Source organism: Microbacterium testaceum (genome assembly GCF_029761935.1).
Taxonomy (GTDB): domain Bacteria; phylum Actinomycetota; class Actinomycetes; order Actinomycetales; family Microbacteriaceae; genus Microbacterium; species Microbacterium testaceum_A.
The window spans coordinates 1,553,929-1,569,149 of record NZ_CP121699.1 but is presented as its reverse complement, the minus strand read 5'-3'; the positions used below and the strand labels follow the sequence as shown (position 1 = coordinate 1,569,149).

The following is a 15,221-nucleotide window of genomic DNA, read 5'->3' as shown; positions in this document are numbered from 1 at the left end:
CGACCCCATGTGCGGAATCATCGGTTACGTGGGTCCTCGGCAGAGTCAGGACATCCTTCTGGCGGGTCTGTCGCGTCTGGAATACCGGGGGTACGACTCCGCCGGCATCGCCGTGATCGACGGTGACGGCCAGCTCGACATGCGCAAGCGCGCGGGTAAGCTCGCCGTCCTGCGTGACGACCTCGAGTCCACGCCCATGCCCAACGGCACCACGGGCATCGGCCACACCCGCTGGGCCACACACGGTGGCCCCACCGACGCCAACGCCCACCCCCACCTGGCCGACGACGACAAGCTCGCCGTCATCCACAACGGCATCATCGAGAACTTCGCCGAGCTCAAGAGCGAGCTCGTGGGTGACGGCTTCGCCTTCCGCAGCGAGACCGACACCGAGGTCGCGGCGGTCATGATCGGCCGCGAGTACGCACGGACGAAGGACCTCGTGCAGGCCTTCCGGTCGGTCGTCTCGCGCCTCGAGGGGGCCTACACGCTCCTCGCGATGCACGAGGACCACCCCGGTCTCGTCGTCGGTGCGCGCCGCAACTCCCCGCTCGTGATCGGTCTCGGCGAGGGCGAGAACTTCCTCGGCTCCGACGTCGCCGCCTTCGTCGAGCACACGCGCAACGCGCTCGCCATCGGCCAGGACGAGATCGTCGCGATCACCCCCGAGGGCGTCGAGGTCACCGACTTCTCGGGCGCTCCTGTCGAGGTCGAAGCCTTCGAGGTTACGTGGGACGCGTCGGCCGCCGAGAAGGGCGGCTGGTCGTCCTTCATGGCCAAGGAGGTCTCGGAGGAGCCCGAGGCCGTCGCCAACACCATCCGCGGCCGTATCCACGAGGGCCGTGTCGAGATCCCCGAGCTCGAGGGGATGGACGACTTCCTCGCCGACATCGATCGCATCCTCGTCATCGCGTGCGGCACCGCCGCCTACGCGGGCATGGTCGGCAAGTACGCCCTCGAGACCTGGACCCGTGTTCCCGTCGACGTCGAGCTGGCGCACGAGTTCCGCTACCGCAACCCCGTGCTCACCCCCCGCACGCTGGTCGTGTCGATCAGCCAGTCGGGCGAGACCATGGACACGCTCATGGCGGTCAAGTACGCGAGCTCGCGCGGTGCGAAGACGCTGTCGATCTGCAACACGCAGGGGGCGACGATTCCGCGCGAGTCCGACGCGATCGTCTACACCCACGCGGGTCCCGAGGTGGCCGTCGCCTCGACCAAGGCCTTCGTCGCGCAGATCACCGCCCTGTATCTGCTGGCCCTGCACGTGGGTCGCGTGCGCGGCGCGATCGACCCGATGGCCGCCGTCGAAGCCGTGACCGAGCTCGAGGCCGTCCCGGGCAAGATCGCCCGCGTGCTCGAGACCGAGCAGGCCCGCATCGAGCAGCTCGCGCACTGGATGGCCGACACCCGCTCGGTGCTGTTCCTCGGCCGCAACGTCGGCTACCCGATCGCCCTCGAGGGCGCGCTCAAGCTCAAGGAGCTGGCCTACATCCACGCCGAGGGCTTCGCCGCCGGAGAGCTCAAGCACGGCCCCATCGCGCTGATCGAGCCCGGCCAGCCCGTGTTCGTCGTCGTTCCGAGCCCCCGCGGCTCGGGCGAGATGCACAAGAAGGTCGTCTCGAACATCGAGGAGATCCGCGCCCGCGGCGCCCGCGTCATCGCGATCGCCGAAGAGGGCGATGTCGCCGTGCTGCCCGCCGCCGACGAGGTGCTGCGAATCCCGCTCGCGGCCCCCCTCTTCGAGCCGCTCCTGGCCGTCGTTCCGCTGCACATCTTCGCGATGGGCCTCGCCGAGGCGAAGGGTCTCGACGTCGACCAGCCGCGCAACCTTGCCAAGTCGGTGACGGTCGAGTAGACCTCGCGTCGAAAAGGGGCCGGATGCCGTGGCATCCGGCCCCTTCGTCGTCTCGGTGTCGGCGGGCACCGGCAGAATAGAGGGATGGCAGGAGGGGAGGGCGCATGATCGTCGGTATCGGCGTCGACCTCGTCGACGTGCCGCGGTTCGAGGAGCACCTGGAGCGGACGCCCCGGCTGCTGCCTCGTCTGTTCTCGGCCTCGGAGCGCGTGCTGAAGCCCCGTTCCCTGGCCGCCCGGTACGCCGCGAAAGAGGCCTTGATCAAGGCGCTCGGCGGGTCGGACGGCGTGCACTGGACCGACATCGAGGTCACCTCTGAGGCGTCCGGACGCCCCGTCTTCTCGCTGAGCGGAGAGACCGCCGCGACGGTCGCCGCGCGGGGCATCACCGCCCTGCACCTGTCGATGTCGCACGACGCGGGCCTGGCGACGGCGTACGTCATCGCCGAGGCGCGTGCCGGCGCCGAGTCGTCGGCATCCCGAATCCCGCCCCTCCGAGAGGACCGCGCATGACGATGCAACCGGGAGTGCTGCGCGAAGCCGTCATCGACGTCGACGCGATCACCGAGAACGTGCGTCACCTGCGCGCGCTGACGGGGTCCGAGATCATCGCGGTGGTCAAGGCCGCCGGCTACGGGCACGGGGCGTACCGCGCCGCGACTGCTGCTCTGCGCGGGGGAGCGACGCGCATCGGCGTGTCCGACATCGACGAGGCGTTGGCGCTGCGTCGCGCGGGCATCACCGCGCCCCTGTTCGCCTGGCTGCACGCACCGGGGGCCTCGTTCGTCGAGGCCGTGCGCGAGGAGGTCGAGCTGGGGATCTCCGACATCGATCAGCTCCTCCGCGCGGCCGACGCCGCCCATGGTGAGCGTCCCGCCGTCGTGCACCTGAAGATCGAGACGGGGCTGTCGCGCAACGGCATCGCTCCGGCCGACTGGCGCACGGTGTTCTCCGAGGCCGCGCGACTCGAACGCATCGGGCGACTTCGGGTCGTCGGTTTGTTCTCGCACCTGTCGAACACGAGTGTCGACGACGATCGTGCCGCCCTCGCGCGCTTCGAAGAGGGCGTGGTGCTTGCGGCCTCGGTGGGGCTGAACCCCCCGCTGCGTCATCTCGCGGCCACGAACGCCGCCATCGCCCTGCCCGAGACCCGCCTGGGGTGCGTGCGCATCGGCATCGGCCTGTATGGCATCTCGCCCTTCGACGACCGCTCGTCCGCCGACCTGGGGCTGCGCCCCGCGATGACCCTGCGCGGCGCGGTCGCGGCGGTGCGGCGCGTGCCCGCGGGCACGGGCGTCTCGTACGGCTACGACCACCGCACGGAGCGCGAGACGACGCTCGCCCTGGTGCCGCTCGGCTACGCCGACGGCGTGCCCCGGCAGGCCTCGGGGCGCGGGCCGGTGTCGATCAACGGTCGCCGTTTCGAGGTGGCGGGGCGGATCGCGATGGATCAGTTCGTCGTCGACGTGGGCGATCACCCGGTCGCGGTGGGCGACGAGGTGGTGCTCTTCGGCGATCCGACGCTGGGCGTCCCCGCCGCACGGGACTGGGCGGATGCCGCCGGAACCATCGATTACGAGATCGTCACGCGCGTGGGAGCGCGCGTGCCCCGACGGGAGGTCCGCGCGTGAGCGTTCCCGAGATTGTGCTGGGCGAGAGGATCGTCGAGGGCCCGGGCGACATGGAGGAGCTCGGACGGAGCATCGGCCGCGCTCTCGAGCCGGGCGACGTCGTCGTGCTCACCGGTCCGCTCGGTGCCGGCAAGACGACCCTGACCCGCGGAATCGGCGAGGGTCTCGGCATCCGGGGTCCCGTTCAGAGCCCCACGTTCGTGATCGCCCGCACTCACCCCTCTCTGGTCGGCGGGACGCCGCTGGTGCACGTGGACGCCTACCGGCTCGGAGCCGCCGTCGAGCTCGACGACCTCGACATCGACGTCGCGGGGTCGGCGGTGATCGTCGAGTGGGGTCGCGGTGTCGCCGAATACCTCGCCGATTCGTGGTGGGAGATCGAGATCGATCGTCAGGTCGGGGGCCGAGGCGTCGACAACGCGTGCGGCGAGATCGCGGTGCACACCGTCGAACTCGACGCCGACGCCCCGCGCCGGGTCACGATCTCGCGTCGCCCCTGAGGTTCGAGCGCCGCGCGATGGACGAGCGGGGACGTCCGGATCCTCCGCGAGGCGCCGGAGCGCGGTCGGCCGCCCACACCTCGCGCAGGGCCTGGAGCGTCTCGACCGGCTGCTCGACGTGGGCGAAGTGCCCGCTGTCGTCGAGGACGCGATCGTCGTAATCGTTCATGAGGCGCCCCCATTCCCGAGCGTCGCGCTCGGCGACGAACACGTCGTGCGCGCCCCGCACCGATCGCACCGGACAGGTGATCCGACGCCAGACGCCGTCGTCGTGGCCGGTCGAGAGGTGCGCCGCGGCGAGAAAGGCCGACGGGCGGATCTCCTCGGCGAGGTCGTCGGTCACCGACCGATCCACACGCTCGGGGTGCCGGAACAGCGGTCGCGCGAGACGACGCAACGCGCCGGTACGACGCAGCAGGCGCAGCAGCGGGCGGGCGAGGGGGCCGAGCCCGCGCAGCACCCGCATCGCGAGCACCATGCCCGCCAACCAGGGCAGCCGGGCGGCGCTGCGGACAGGGTGCCGCGCGATGGCCCGCGCCCCCGCTCCGCTCGGTGAGACGACCCCGACCGCGACGGTTTCGCGGGGGAAGCGGGCGGCGACGTCGAGAGCGATCACGCCGCCGAGGGAATGCCCGACCACGCGCCAACGCGGGTAGCCGAGCGCGCGAGCGGCTGCAGCGACCGCCACGGCGATCTCGGCCGGCTCCGGCACGGGCCCAGGCGTCTCGCCCCAGCCGGGCAGGTCGATCGCGACGATGTCCGACAGGGGGAGCCGGAGACCGTCGGATGCCGTGATCAAGTCACCCCAGGTGCGCCACGACCCCGCGGCGCCGTGCACCAGGATCGTCGCCACCGGGCTGCCCGACCGACGGCCGGCGTGCACCACCAGCGGCCCCACCCCGGTGGGGACCACGACGCGCCGTAGCTCCAGGTCGTCGGCATCCATGCCCTTTCTTCGGAGCGGAGGGCGCGGTCGGATGCCGTGGAGAGGGGGCGGATACCCTGGAACCGTGATTCTCGGCATCGACACCTCGCTCGGCACCGCCGTCGCCGCGATCGCCCGCGACGGGGAAGTGCTCGCCGACGAGCAGAGCGGCAATCCTCTCGGCCACGCGGAGATGATCGGCGATCTGCTGGTCCGCGCGACCGCCGGAGCGCCCGCCCCCACGCACGTCGCGATCGGCATGGGCCCCGGGCCGTTCACCGGGCTGCGAGTGGGCATCGCCACGGCCCGCGTCTACGCCCTCGGGCGCGGGGTGCCCGTCGTCCCCGTGCCGAGCCACGACGGTGTCGCCCTCGGAGTTCTCCTCTCCGACGCGTTGACGGGCGGCGACACCGGTCGGTTCGCCGTCGTCACCGACGCCCGCCGCAAGGAGTTCGCCTACAGCGTCTACGAGGGCATCGACGACGACGGTCTTCCCGTTCGGGTCTCCGGCGCGCAGCTGAGCCCCCGTGACGACCTCGACGCCCGGCTCGATGCGGCCGGTGCGCGTCGGTACGACGCCACGATCGTGTCGGCCGCGATGATCGCGCTCGCCGCGGCGCGAGCCCTCGACGCCGGCCGCACGCTCGCGGACTCGGAGCCCCTGTACCTGCGCAGCCCCGACATCGTCGCCGCCCACGCGCCGAAGCGGGTGAGCTGATGGCGACGCGGACCGCCACCGTCGCCGACCTCGACGGGATCATGGCGCTCGAGCACGCCTCGTTCCCGACCGACGCGTGGAGCCCGGCGATGATGCGTGAGGAGCTCGCGTCGCCGCACGGCTGGTACGTCGTCGCCGAAGAGGCAGGGCGGGTCCTCGGCTACGCGGGTCTGCGCGCCGTGCGCGGGGCTCGGGATGCCGACATCCAGACCATCACGGTCTCCGAGGCCGCGCGGGGTCGGGGGCGGGGCCGAGCCCTGCTGACCGCTCTGCTCGACGAGGCCGCGCGCCGCGGGGTCCACGACGTGTTCCTCGAGGTGCGCGCCGACAATCCCGTCGCCCAGAAGCTGTACCTCTCGGAGGGGTTCGCCGAGGTGGGGCGTCGCCCCCGCTACTACCAACCCGACGACGTCGACGCGATCGTGATGCAGTTGAACCTGCGCGGCTGGGTCGCCCGGCGGGCGGAGCCGACGGCCCCCGCATCCGCCTCGCCCGAGAGCTCTCCGCCCGTCGACGGCGCGGAGGCGCCGTCCTCCCCGACCACCACCGGAAAGGGCTGGTGCTGATGAACGCGCCTGTCGTGCTCGGCATCGAGACCAGTTGCGACGAGACCGGTATCGGGATCGTGCGCGGCAGGCAGCTGCTCAGCAACACGATCGCCTCGAGCATGGACGAGCACGCCCGCTACGGCGGGGTCGTGCCCGAGGTCGCCGCGCGCGCCCACCTCGAGGCTCTGCAGCCCTCGATCGACGCGGCTCTCGCCGAGGCCGGTGTGACCCTGGCCGATCTCGACGCCGTGGCGGTGACGAGCGGGCCGGGCCTGGCGGGTGCCCTGATGGTCGGCGTGGGTGCCGCCAAGGGGCTCGCGGTCGCCCTCGACAAGCCGCTGTACGCCGTCAACCACCTCGTCGGGCACATCGCCGCCGACATCCTCGACGCCGACGCGGGGGAGCTGGAGTACCCGACCGTCGCCCTGCTCGTCAGCGGCGGGCACACCTCGCTCCTGCTGGTGCGCGACCTGACGAGCGATGTCGAGCTCCTCGGCGAGACGATGGACGACGCGGCCGGCGAGGCGTTCGACAAAGTCGCCCGCCTGCTGAAGCTCCCGTACCCCGGTGGCCCCGAGATCGATCGTGCCGCGGCCGAGGGCGACCCGACGGCGATCCGCTTCCCGCGCGGCCTCTCCCGCGCCTCCGACATGGCATCGCACCGCTACGACTTCTCGTTCTCGGGGCTGAAGACGGCCGTGGCGCGCTGGGTCGAGCAGCACGAGGCCGCGGGGGAGCCCGTTCCGGTCGCCGATGTCGCCGCGTCGTTCCGCGAGGCCGTCGTCGATGTGCTCGTGACGAAGGCCCTCGACGCGTGCGCGCGGCACGGCGTGCCGCGTCTGCTGCTCGGCGGTGGCGTGATCGCCAACAAGCGCCTGCGCGATGTCGCTCTCGAGCGTGCGGCGGCCGCCGGGGTCGCCGTGCGCATCCCGCCGCTGCGGCTGTGCACCGACAACGGCGCGATGATCGCGGCGCTCGCTGCGGAGCTCATCTCGTCGGGCCGTCGCCCCTCGACCCTCGCCTTCGGGGCCGATTCGACGCTCCCCGTCACCGAGATCCAGGTGGCGGAGGATCCGGATGCCGAGACCCCGGCGCCGCGCGCGGGAGCCACCCCGTGACCGAGGTGCCACCGCCCACGCGTCGGGCCCGCAAGGAGGACGTCGCCCCCGCGGTCGAGCTGCCTCCCGTGCCACCTCTGCCCGCCGACGTCCGGGCGGCGGGTTCCGAGATGACGACCCCCGACGCGGGTGACGATGACGACGGTCGCCTGCCGACCGCTCAACTCGAGATGGCCGCGTTCGGCGATCATCTGATCCCGTACGCGCCGCCCGTTCCGCCGAAGCCGCCGTCCGTCGCGCCCTGGGCCCTGGGGGTGGCGATCATCGCCCTCGCGGCGGCGCTGTTCACCGGGTGGCTGGTGCCGATCGGTGTCGTCGGGGCGATCCTCGCGACCGTCTCTCTTCGCCGGGCGCACGACAGTCGCCGGGGCGCCGTCTGGGCTCTCGCTCTCGCGGTGGTGTCGATCGCGTTCAGCGTCGGATGGTTGATCTGGGGTTTCTCGCAGCTCTCGGTCGGGTGACCCGGGTCGTCAGACGCGGTCGGCCAGGAGGGCGAGCCGCTTCGACCCCACGCGCGTGAGGATGAGCGTGGCGGCTGCGTCCCCGCGGAGCGCGAGCTTCTTGCGGAGCACCGCCGGATCCACGTCGACACCGCGCTTCTTGATCTCCAGCGTGCCGATGCCCCGGGTGCGGAGGGCCTGAGCGAGTTTCTTCGGGTCGGCCGGCAGCTGCTCGCGCACGCGGAACGACGACACGAACGGGCTCGTCAACGCCGCGTCGGAGGTCAGGTACGCGATGCCGGGCGCGAGCATGCCGGCATCCAGGGCTCGTCCGACCTCGCCGATGAGCCGTGCGCGGATGACGGCGCCGTCGGGCTCGTGGACGAACGCGCCGAGTTCGCGGTCCGCGACGTCGGCGCTGTCGGCCGGGGCGGTGAGCTCCCAGGCGTCTCCGCCCCGCACCACGAGCGCGGCCCGTCGCACGCCCGCGCGGGCGAGGGATCCGGCCCAGAGGACGAGTTCGATGGTCGAGCCGTCGGCGCTGATCCACTGCGCCTCGACGTCGTCGGGGATCTGCGTGCGATCGAATCCCGGTCCGAGCTTCACCCCACCCGGCTTCGTCTTCAGCAGCTCGAAGACCCACTCGAGAGACGGCGACCACTCGGCGGACGACACCTGTCGCGTCTCGGCGTGCCCCGCGGTGCGGCGCGCGGGATCGAGCCAGACGGCATCCGTCCCGCTCAGGTCGACGTCCTCGGCCCGCGCGTGCTGCACCGTGGCCGCGTCGCCGAAGGGGGCGAGGTTGTAGGCGGCGATCGCGGCGGTCACCTCGTCGGCGTCGACGGCGTGCACCCGGATGCCGAGACCCGCCATCCCGAGGGCGTCCCCGCCGATCCCGCAGCCGAGGTCGGTCACGCGGTCGATCCCCGCGGCGCGGAAGCGACCCGCGTGTCGGGCGGCGATGGACAGGCGCGTGGCCTGTTCGAGGCCGGCCTTGGTGAAGAGCATCCGCTCGGCGAAGGGGCCGAACTTCGCGGCCGCACGGACGCGGAGGCGCGCTTGCCCGACGACGGCCGAGACGAGATCGGGGGAGTGCCCGGCGGCTCGCAGGCGCGAGACGGCTCGGGCGACCTCGTCGGTCGAGCCGAGGGCGCCCACCTCGTCGAGGAGTCGCAGGCCCTCGGGTGTGAGCAGGGCGGTCAGCTCGGTGGTATCCACCGATTCAGCCTAGGCGCGGGTCGTTGCTGGCACTCGCGTTGCGTGAGTGCCAGCGCTTCTCTACACTCGAATTAGCACTCTCCCCGCGTGAGTGCTGACAAGTCTTCTGTAACGAGAAAGAAGAGGTAGACCGTGTCGGTTTCCATCAAGCCGCTCGAGGACCGCATCGTCATCAAGCAGGTCGAGGCTGAGCAGACCACTGCGAGTGGTCTCGTCATCCCCGACACCGCCAAGGAGAAGCCGCAGGAGGGCGAAGTCGTCGCCGTCGGCCCCGGCCGCATCGACGACAACGGCAACCGTGTCCCCCTCGACGTCGCCGTCGGCGACCGCGTGCTCTACAGCAAGTACGGCGGCACCGAGGTCAAGTTCGGCGCCGAGGAGTACCTCGTGCTCTCGGCTCGCGACGTCCTGGCGGTCGTCGTCCGCTGATCGAGTGAGATCGTTCGAAGGCCCCGGATGCCACGGCATCCGGGGCCTTCGTCGTCCCCGGCGCTCATCGGCTCCCTCTGGCAGGAAAGGCGCGATGGTCGGCGGCCCGACGCGCGAGCGGAGCCCTAGGCTGGATCGGTGACCTCCGCTCCCTCCGCTCCGACCGGCGGGAGCACCCGCGGTGCGCTGTACGCCCTCGGCGCCTACCTGTTGTGGGGCGTCCTGCCGATCTACTTCCTGCAGCTCAAGCCCACCGGCCCGTTCGAGGTCGTGGCCTGGCGGATCATCCTCGCGTTCGTCTTCTGCCTCCTGCTGTTGACGGTGCTGCGCATGTGGCGGCCGTTCCTCGCGATCGTGCGCCAGCCGCGTCTGATGGGGCTCACCGCCGTGGCCGGCGTGCTCATCTACGTGAACTGGCAGACCTATCTGTTCGGCGCGCTGACCGATCGGGTCATCGAGACGAGCCTGGGTTACTTCATCAACCCGATCGTGACCGTGCTGCTCGGAGTCATCGTGCTGCGCGAGCGGCTGCGCCTCGTGCCGTGGATCGCCATCGGTCTCGCCGTCGTCGCGGTCGCGGTGATCGTCATCGGCTACGGCGCGTTCCCCTGGATCGCGCTGACCCTCGCCTTCTCGTTCGGCTTCTACGGTCTCGTGAAGAAGCAGATCGGGCCGGCGGTGGATGCCGTCAGCGGACTCACTCTCGAATCACTCTGGCTCCTGCCGGTCGCCGCCATCCAATTGGTGTTCGTCGCGAATCTCACGGGGATCACCCTGGGCACGGCGGGAACGCTGCACACGGTTCTCCTCCTCTCGGCGGGGGCCGTCACGGCCGTCCCCCTGCTGCTGTTCGCCTCGGGAGCTCGGCGCGTGCCGCTCACCGTCATCGGCCTGCTGCAGTTCGTCGCCCCGATCATCCAGTTCGCGATCGGGGTGTGGGTGCTGCACGAGCCCATGACCGTCGAGCGCTGGACCGGTTTCGCCCTCGTCTGGGCGGCTCTCGCGATCCTCAGCGTCGACTCCGTCGTCGCCTCGCGTCGTCATCGACGGGCTCCGGTCGATGTCGTCGAGCCCGTGTGACGCCTTTTCCTTCGTTTCTCGGCCCGGAATTGCCGCGCGAAAGTAACGATTAGGTCGCGTAATCGACCGTTAACACATTGCAACATCACGGCTACAAGTGCGCCATTAGGTTTGTCACAATCCGAGCGGGTTATCCGCGCGGTTCCATCTCACCAAGGAGCACCCATATGAGTGTCCTCTCCCGTTCGCGTGCGGCGAAGATCATCGGCGGCTTCGCCGTGGTCGGCGTCACCGCGCTCGTCCTCGCCGGTTGTACCGGCACCAGCACTCCGTCCGACTCCGGCAACGCCGCCGGTGGGGGCGACTTCCCGATCGACTGCAACGCCGCCGAACCCGCCTCGTACACGCCCGAGTACTCGTCGACCTCGACCGGCCCCGCCAAGGACCTCACGTACAACATCGGTACGGCCCTGCCCGTCACCGGTAACCTCGCCTTCCTCGGCCCGCCCGAGATCGCGGGCACCGAGCTCGCGGCATCCGACATCAACGCCGCCAACAAGGGCGTCAACATCAACCTCATCCAGGGCGACTCGGGTGACACCGACAACAAGGCCTACGAGACCGAGATCCCGCGCCTGCTGGGCGCCGGTGCCACGGCCATCGTGGGTGCGGCGTCGTCGGGCACCTCGCTGCAGTTCATCGACCAGGTCATCGCGGCCAATGCCGTGCAGATCTCGCCGGCGAACACCTCGGCGGCCTTCACGGGCTACAACGACAAGGGCCTGTACTGGCGGACTGCTCCCTCGGACGTGCTCCAGGGTGAGGTCCTCGGCAACCTGATCGCCTCCGAGGGCAACGAGACCCTCGGCATGATCGTGCTGAACGACTCGTACGGCACCGGCCTCGCGTGCTTCACCAAGAAGGCGTTCGAGGGGGCGGGCGGATCCGTCGTCGCCACCAGCCTCTACAACACCGGTGACACGAACTTCTCGGCGCAGATCGAGGACGTCCTGGCCCAGAAGCCCGACGCGATCGCCCTGATCACGTTCGACGAGGTCTCGACGATCATCCCCGACCTGACGGCCAGCTTCGCGAAGGACAAGCTGTTCTTCGTCGACGGCAACCTGAAGAACTTCGGCACGCAGTTCCCCAACGGCACCCTCACCGGCGCCAAGGGCACGTACCCCAGCGTCGACCCCGACTCGACGGCGACCTTCCGCAGCACGCTGGATTCGTTCTGGACGGGCAAGGGCAACGCCAAGCTCGAGGACTACACCTACGCCCCCGAGTCGTACGACTCGGTCGTCCTCCTCGCCCTCGCGGCGCTGAAGGCGGGCTCGGCTGCCGGTCCCGACGTGGCCGCGAACATGCAGGCGGTCTCGGGCGGCAAGGGCGGCGGCACGAAGTGCACCAGCTACGCCCAGTGCGCTGACATCATCGTCGGCGGCGGCGAAGCCGACTACGACGGCGTCTCGGGCCCCATCACGTTCAACGACGTGGGCGACCCGACGCAGGCCACCATCGGTGTCTTCGAGTACGGCGACGACAACAACTACAGCTGGCTCCGCGCCGGTTGATCGGTTCCCTCTGAGAGGCCCCGGGACTTCGGTCCCGGGGCCTCTTGTCGTGCGCGCAGCGGCGCCGAGGGCGGTTCGAGGCCGTCGGTGGCGCCTGGAGTGGACCTGTGGGCGCGGGGCGGAGCGGGGGCGGGACGTCGCGGCATCCGGGAAGGACCCGCGGACGAGGGACGCGCCCGTCGGCGGGGCGTCGCGGCATCCTGGATCGGTCACCGACGGGGGTCGCAGGACGCGGACGGCGCGATGCGGATTCCGCGGGCTCGTCCCCGGTGTTCGAGTCGGACGGACCGGGGATGGATGCCGTGGCCCGTGGCCGCGACGGGCGCATGAGCGCGCTGCTCGTCGGCAGGGGCGGGCGGCCAGGTTCACGGCGCGACGGGCGGATGCGCGAGTCGGCTCGTCGATAGAGGCGGATGGCGGAGCCCGCGGCCGCACCGGGTGCACGGGTGCGCTGCTCGTCGGCAGGGGCGGGGGAGCGCCGCCTCACGGAACGAAGAAGGCCCGAGCCCCCGGGGGGACTCGGGCCTTCCGGCGGGAGCGCGGCTCAGGTGCCGAGCGTGCCCAGGTACAGGCCGATCACGGCCGGGTCGTCCATGAGCTCGCGGCCCGTGCCCGTGTAGGCGTCACGGCCCTGGTCGAGCACGTAGCCGCGGTCGCAGATCTGCAGGCAGCGGCGGGCGTTCTGCTCCACCATGATGCAGGTCACGCCGGCCTTGTTGATCTCGGAGACGCGGATGAACGCCTCGTCCTGACGGACGGGAGAGAGACCGGCCGACGGCTCGTCGAGCAGCAGCACCTTCGGGTCCATCATGAGCGCGCGGCCCATGGCGACCATCTGGCGCTCACCGCCCGACAGCGATCCCGCCCGCTGCTTGAGGCGCTTGGCGAGGTCGGGGAAGATGCTCGTGACGAAGTCGACGCGCTCGGTGAACCCCTTCGGTCGCTGGTAGAGACCCATCTGCAGGTTCTCGGCGATCGTGAGGCTCGGGAAGACGTTGTTCGTCTGGGGGACGAACCCGACGCCCTTCGCGACGAGCTTGTTCGCCCGCAGGCCCGTGATCTCCTCGCCCTGCAGCAGGACCGAGCCCGAGCGCACCTTCACCTGACCGAAGATGGCCTTGAGCATCGTCGACTTGCCGGCGCCGTTGGGGCCGATGATGCCGATCAGCTCGCCGGGAGCGGCGGTGAGGTTGGCGCCGTTGAGGATGTTCACGCCCGGCAGGTAGCCGGCGTGAACGTCGCGGAGCTCGACAACGTTGGCGGTCATCGACCGTCCTCCTTCTCGTGCGACGACTCGTTGTCGATCGCGGCGTCGACCTGCTGAGCGGTCTCGAGCAGCTCGGCGGCGGCGGCGGAGTCGACCGTCCCCTCGTGGCGACCCGTGACGACGCCGAGGTCGACGTCCTGATGGGCTCCGAGGTAGGCGTCGATCACGGCCTGGTCCTTCATGACGGTGTCGGGCGGTCCCTCGGCGACGATCTTGCCCTCGGCCATCACCACGACCCAGTCGGCGATGTGGCGGACCATGTGCATGTCGTGCTCGACGAAGAGCACGGTCATCCCGAGATCCTTCAGGTCGAGGATGTGGTCGAGCAGCGACTGCGTCAGCGCCGGGTTGACCCCGGCCATCGGCTCGTCGAGCATAACCAGCGTCGGGTCACTCATGAGCGCTCGCGCCATCTCGAGAAGCTTGCGCTGACCGCCCGAGAGCGACGCGGCGAAGTCCGTCTCCTTGGAGTCGAGCTTGAACCGCTTCAGCAGATCGCGCGCCTTCTCGTCGTTGGCGGTCTCCTGCTTGCGCCAGACGAAGGGGAGGATGCTCGAGAGCAGGCTCTCGCCCTTCTGCTTCGTGGCGCCCAGCTTCATGTTCTCGAGCACGGTCAGAAGGCCCAGCGCTTTGGTGAGCTGGAACGTACGGACCTGGCCCATCCGGGCCGCCTTGAACGCGGGGATGCCGGCGAGGTTGCGACCGTCGAACGACCACTGGCCGCTGTTGGGCTTGTCGAAGCCGGTGAGCAGGTTGAACAGCGTCGTCTTGCCCGCACCGTTGGGCCCGATCAGCGCCGTGATGGCGTTGCGCGGGATCTCGAGGTGCTTCACGTCGACGGCGGTGTTGCCGCCGAAGTCGCGACGGACGTTGTCGGCGACGATGATCGGATCGACTTTGGCGACGCCGGGGGCGATCTCGCCCTTGTGCAGTCCGGTCGCCTTCACCCGTTGCGCGGGAGCGCTGGGCACGACCGGCGTGGACTCATCGGACAAAGGTCATCTCCTTCTTGCTGCCCAGGATTCCCTGGGGGCGGAAGATCACGAGCAGCATGAGCGCGACGCCGACGATGACGAAGACGAGCATCTGGGACTGGTCGGCGGTGAGGAAGGGCAACAGTCCGATCGAGGACAGCGCCGGCAGCAGGTTCGACAGGAACGCGCGCACGACCCAGAACAGCACCGCGCCGAGCACCGGGCCGAAGATCGTCGCGGCCCCACCGAGGAGCAACGCCGTGTAGACGAAGAACGTCTGCGACGTGACGTACACGTTCGGGTTCACGTTCGTGTCCATCGCGGTGATGATGCCGCCCGCCGCGATGATCACGCCGCCGATGACGAGCGCCTGCATCTTGAAGGCGAAGACGTTCTTGCCGAGCGCGCGCACGGCGTCCTCGTCTTCTCGGATGCCGCGGATGACACGACCCCAGGGGCTGCGCATGAGCATCCAGACCAGGAGCACGGCGACCACGACGGCGAGCAGGCCGAGGATGATGACGTACCACCGGTTGGCGTTGTAGGTCCACGGGCCGAAGCCGTAGTCGCCCGCGGGGAGCGGGTTGTTCTCGCCGCGCCAGCCGGACTGGAAGTTGAACAGACCGTCGGCCGAGCCCGTGACGCCACGGAAGGTCGAGGTCAGGAACACCAGACGGAGGATCTCGGCGGCCGCGATGGTGACGATGGCGAGGTAGTCGCCTCGCAGTCGCAGCGTCGGGATGCCCATGATGAGCGCGAACACGACGGCGGCGGCGAAACCGATCAGGGCCGCGATCGGCCACGCGAGACCGAACGTCAGGATCGAGATCGCGAAGCCGTACGCGCCGATGGCCATGAAGCCGGCGACGCCCATGTTGAGGAGGCCGGCGAAGCCGAAGTGCATCGACAGGCCGATGGCGGCGAGGGCGTAACCGAACGTGGCCGGCGCGAGGATCTGCGAGGCCGTGTTCGAGAGGATCTGCAGGAAGTCCATGGTTT

16 protein-coding genes are annotated in these 15,221 nt (G+C 70.4%); 11 read left to right on the top strand and 5 right to left on the bottom strand.

Annotated features, from left to right (window positions below; translation table 11 throughout):
* Positions 1-7 precede the first annotated feature (7 nt).
* The 4 genes from glmS to tsaE all read left to right on the top strand — a co-directional run bounded on the left by glmS (position 8) and on the right by tsaE (position 3,988).
* The gene (glmS, locus tag QBE02_RS07625; RefSeq protein WP_144782708.1) at positions 8-1,858 is read left to right on the top strand and encodes a glutamine--fructose-6-phosphate transaminase (isomerizing); all 1,851 of its coding nucleotides are present in this window, start codon (positions 8-10) and stop codon (positions 1,856-1,858) included.
* A 104-nt stretch (positions 1,859-1,962) separates the two neighbouring features.
* Positions 1,963-2,370, top strand: coding sequence for a holo-ACP synthase (locus QBE02_RS07620; protein ID WP_279367765.1), 408 nt, complete (start codon positions 1,963-1,965; stop codon positions 2,368-2,370).
* On the top strand, positions 2,367-3,488 hold the full coding sequence (gene alr / locus QBE02_RS07615) for an alanine racemase (RefSeq protein WP_279367764.1): 1,122 nt from the start codon (positions 2,367-2,369) through the stop codon (positions 3,486-3,488). The genes QBE02_RS07620 and alr overlap by 4 nt, the downstream gene beginning before the upstream one ends.
* The gene (tsaE, locus tag QBE02_RS07610) at positions 3,485-3,988 is read left to right on the top strand and encodes a tRNA (adenosine(37)-N6)-threonylcarbamoyltransferase complex ATPase subunit type 1 TsaE (protein ID WP_431844586.1); all 504 of its coding nucleotides are present in this window, start codon (positions 3,485-3,487) and stop codon (positions 3,986-3,988) included. Before alr ends, tsaE begins: the two co-directional genes overlap by 4 nt.
* Here the strand turns inward: tsaE and QBE02_RS07605 are convergent.
* Positions 3,966-4,934: an alpha/beta fold hydrolase gene (locus QBE02_RS07605; RefSeq protein WP_279367763.1), complete on the bottom strand. Its 969-nt coding sequence runs from the start codon at positions 4,932-4,934 to the stop codon at positions 3,966-3,968. The two genes, tsaE and QBE02_RS07605, sit on opposite strands and share 23 nt — an antisense overlap.
* A 64-nt stretch (positions 4,935-4,998) precedes the next feature.
* Between QBE02_RS07605 and tsaB the strand changes: the two genes are divergently transcribed.
* The 4 genes from tsaB to QBE02_RS07585 are packed head-to-tail and all read left to right on the top strand — an operon-like array spanning position 4,999 to position 7,758.
* Positions 4,999-5,631: a tRNA (adenosine(37)-N6)-threonylcarbamoyltransferase complex dimerization subunit type 1 TsaB gene (gene tsaB / locus QBE02_RS07600; protein WP_279367762.1), complete on the top strand. Its 633-nt coding sequence runs from the start codon at positions 4,999-5,001 to the stop codon at positions 5,629-5,631.
* Positions 5,631-6,197 carry a ribosomal protein S18-alanine N-acetyltransferase gene (gene rimI / locus QBE02_RS07595; RefSeq protein WP_279367761.1) on the top strand — a complete coding sequence of 189 codons (567 nt, stop codon included), beginning with the start codon at positions 5,631-5,633 and terminating at the stop codon, positions 6,195-6,197. The genes tsaB and rimI overlap by 1 nt, the downstream gene beginning before the upstream one ends.
* The gene (gene tsaD, locus QBE02_RS07590) at positions 6,197-7,297 is read left to right on the top strand and encodes a tRNA (adenosine(37)-N6)-threonylcarbamoyltransferase complex transferase subunit TsaD (RefSeq protein WP_279367760.1); all 1,101 of its coding nucleotides are present in this window, start codon (positions 6,197-6,199) and stop codon (positions 7,295-7,297) included. The genes rimI and tsaD overlap by 1 nt, the downstream gene beginning before the upstream one ends.
* Positions 7,294-7,758, top strand: a complete 465-nt coding sequence (locus QBE02_RS07585; RefSeq protein WP_268103304.1) for a hypothetical protein — start codon at positions 7,294-7,296, stop codon at positions 7,756-7,758. Before tsaD ends, QBE02_RS07585 begins: the two co-directional genes overlap by 4 nt.
* 9 nt (positions 7,759-7,767) lie before the next feature.
* Here the strand turns inward: QBE02_RS07585 and QBE02_RS07580 are convergent, their stop codons facing one another.
* On the bottom strand, positions 7,768-8,955 hold the full coding sequence (locus tag QBE02_RS07580) for a THUMP-like domain-containing protein (protein ID WP_279367759.1): 1,188 nt from the start codon (positions 8,953-8,955) through the stop codon (positions 7,768-7,770).
* Between the two features lie 132 nt (positions 8,956-9,087).
* Between QBE02_RS07580 and groES the strand changes: the two genes are divergently transcribed.
* The 3 genes from groES (at position 9,088) to QBE02_RS07565 (ending at position 11,981) form a co-directional block, all read left to right on the top strand.
* Entirely contained in the window at positions 9,088-9,384 is a 297-nt protein-coding gene (groES, locus tag QBE02_RS07575) for a co-chaperone GroES (RefSeq protein ID WP_013583903.1), read from the top strand.
* A 138-nt stretch (positions 9,385-9,522) separates the two neighbouring features.
* Complete coding sequence (gene rarD, locus QBE02_RS07570) at positions 9,523-10,464, top strand: EamA family transporter RarD (RefSeq protein WP_268103306.1); 942 nt, start codon at positions 9,523-9,525, stop codon at positions 10,462-10,464.
* A gap of 167 nt (positions 10,465-10,631) precedes the next feature.
* Positions 10,632-11,981, top strand: coding sequence for an ABC transporter substrate-binding protein (locus QBE02_RS07565; protein WP_144782696.1), 1,350 nt, complete (start codon positions 10,632-10,634; stop codon positions 11,979-11,981).
* A gap of 544 nt (positions 11,982-12,525) precedes the next feature.
* On the opposite strand, the gene QBE02_RS07560 is transcribed toward QBE02_RS07565, so the two are convergent.
* Genes QBE02_RS07560 through QBE02_RS07550 form a run of 3 tightly spaced genes read right to left on the bottom strand, consistent with a single transcriptional unit; the run spans position 12,526 to position 15,216 of the window.
* Entirely contained in the window at positions 12,526-13,248 is a 723-nt protein-coding gene (locus QBE02_RS07560) for an ABC transporter ATP-binding protein (RefSeq protein ID WP_141375095.1), read from the bottom strand.
* Positions 13,245-14,219 (bottom strand): ABC transporter ATP-binding protein, encoded by a 975-nt coding sequence (locus QBE02_RS07555; RefSeq protein ID WP_143017967.1) that lies wholly within the window; start codon positions 14,217-14,219, stop codon positions 13,245-13,247. The genes QBE02_RS07560 and QBE02_RS07555 overlap by 4 nt, the downstream gene beginning before the upstream one ends.
* Positions 14,220-14,232: 13 nt before the next feature.
* A complete protein-coding gene (locus QBE02_RS07550) occupies positions 14,233-15,216 on the bottom strand; it encodes a branched-chain amino acid ABC transporter permease (protein WP_056226471.1) in 984 nt (327 codons plus the stop codon).
* Between the last annotated feature and the right edge of the window lie 5 nt (positions 15,217-15,221).

Bases quoted from the DNA above. Each gene is read 5' to 3' on its own strand.
- QBE02_RS07620 (WP_279367765.1), top strand. From the start codon at position 1,963: ATGATCGTCGGTATCGGCGTCGACCTCGTCGACGTGCCGCGGTTCGAG.
- QBE02_RS07550 (WP_056226471.1), bottom strand. From the start codon at position 15,216: ATGGACTTCCTGCAGATCCTCTCGAACACGGCCTCGCAGATCCTCGCG.
- alr (WP_279367764.1), top strand. From the start codon at position 2,367: ATGACGATGCAACCGGGAGTGCTGCGCGAAGCCGTCATCGACGTCGAC.
- rimI (WP_279367761.1), top strand. From the start codon at position 5,631: ATGGCGACGCGGACCGCCACCGTCGCCGACCTCGACGGGATCATGGCG.
- QBE02_RS07560 (WP_141375095.1), bottom strand. From the start codon at position 13,248: ATGACCGCCAACGTTGTCGAGCTCCGCGACGTTCACGCCGGCTACCTG.
- QBE02_RS07565 (WP_144782696.1), top strand. From the start codon at position 10,632: ATGAGTGTCCTCTCCCGTTCGCGTGCGGCGAAGATCATCGGCGGCTTC.
- QBE02_RS07605 (WP_279367763.1), bottom strand. From the start codon at position 4,934: ATGGATGCCGACGACCTGGAGCTACGGCGCGTCGTGGTCCCCACCGGG.
- tsaD (WP_279367760.1), top strand. From the start codon at position 6,197: ATGAACGCGCCTGTCGTGCTCGGCATCGAGACCAGTTGCGACGAGACC.
- glmS (WP_144782708.1), top strand. From the start codon at position 8: ATGTGCGGAATCATCGGTTACGTGGGTCCTCGGCAGAGTCAGGACATC.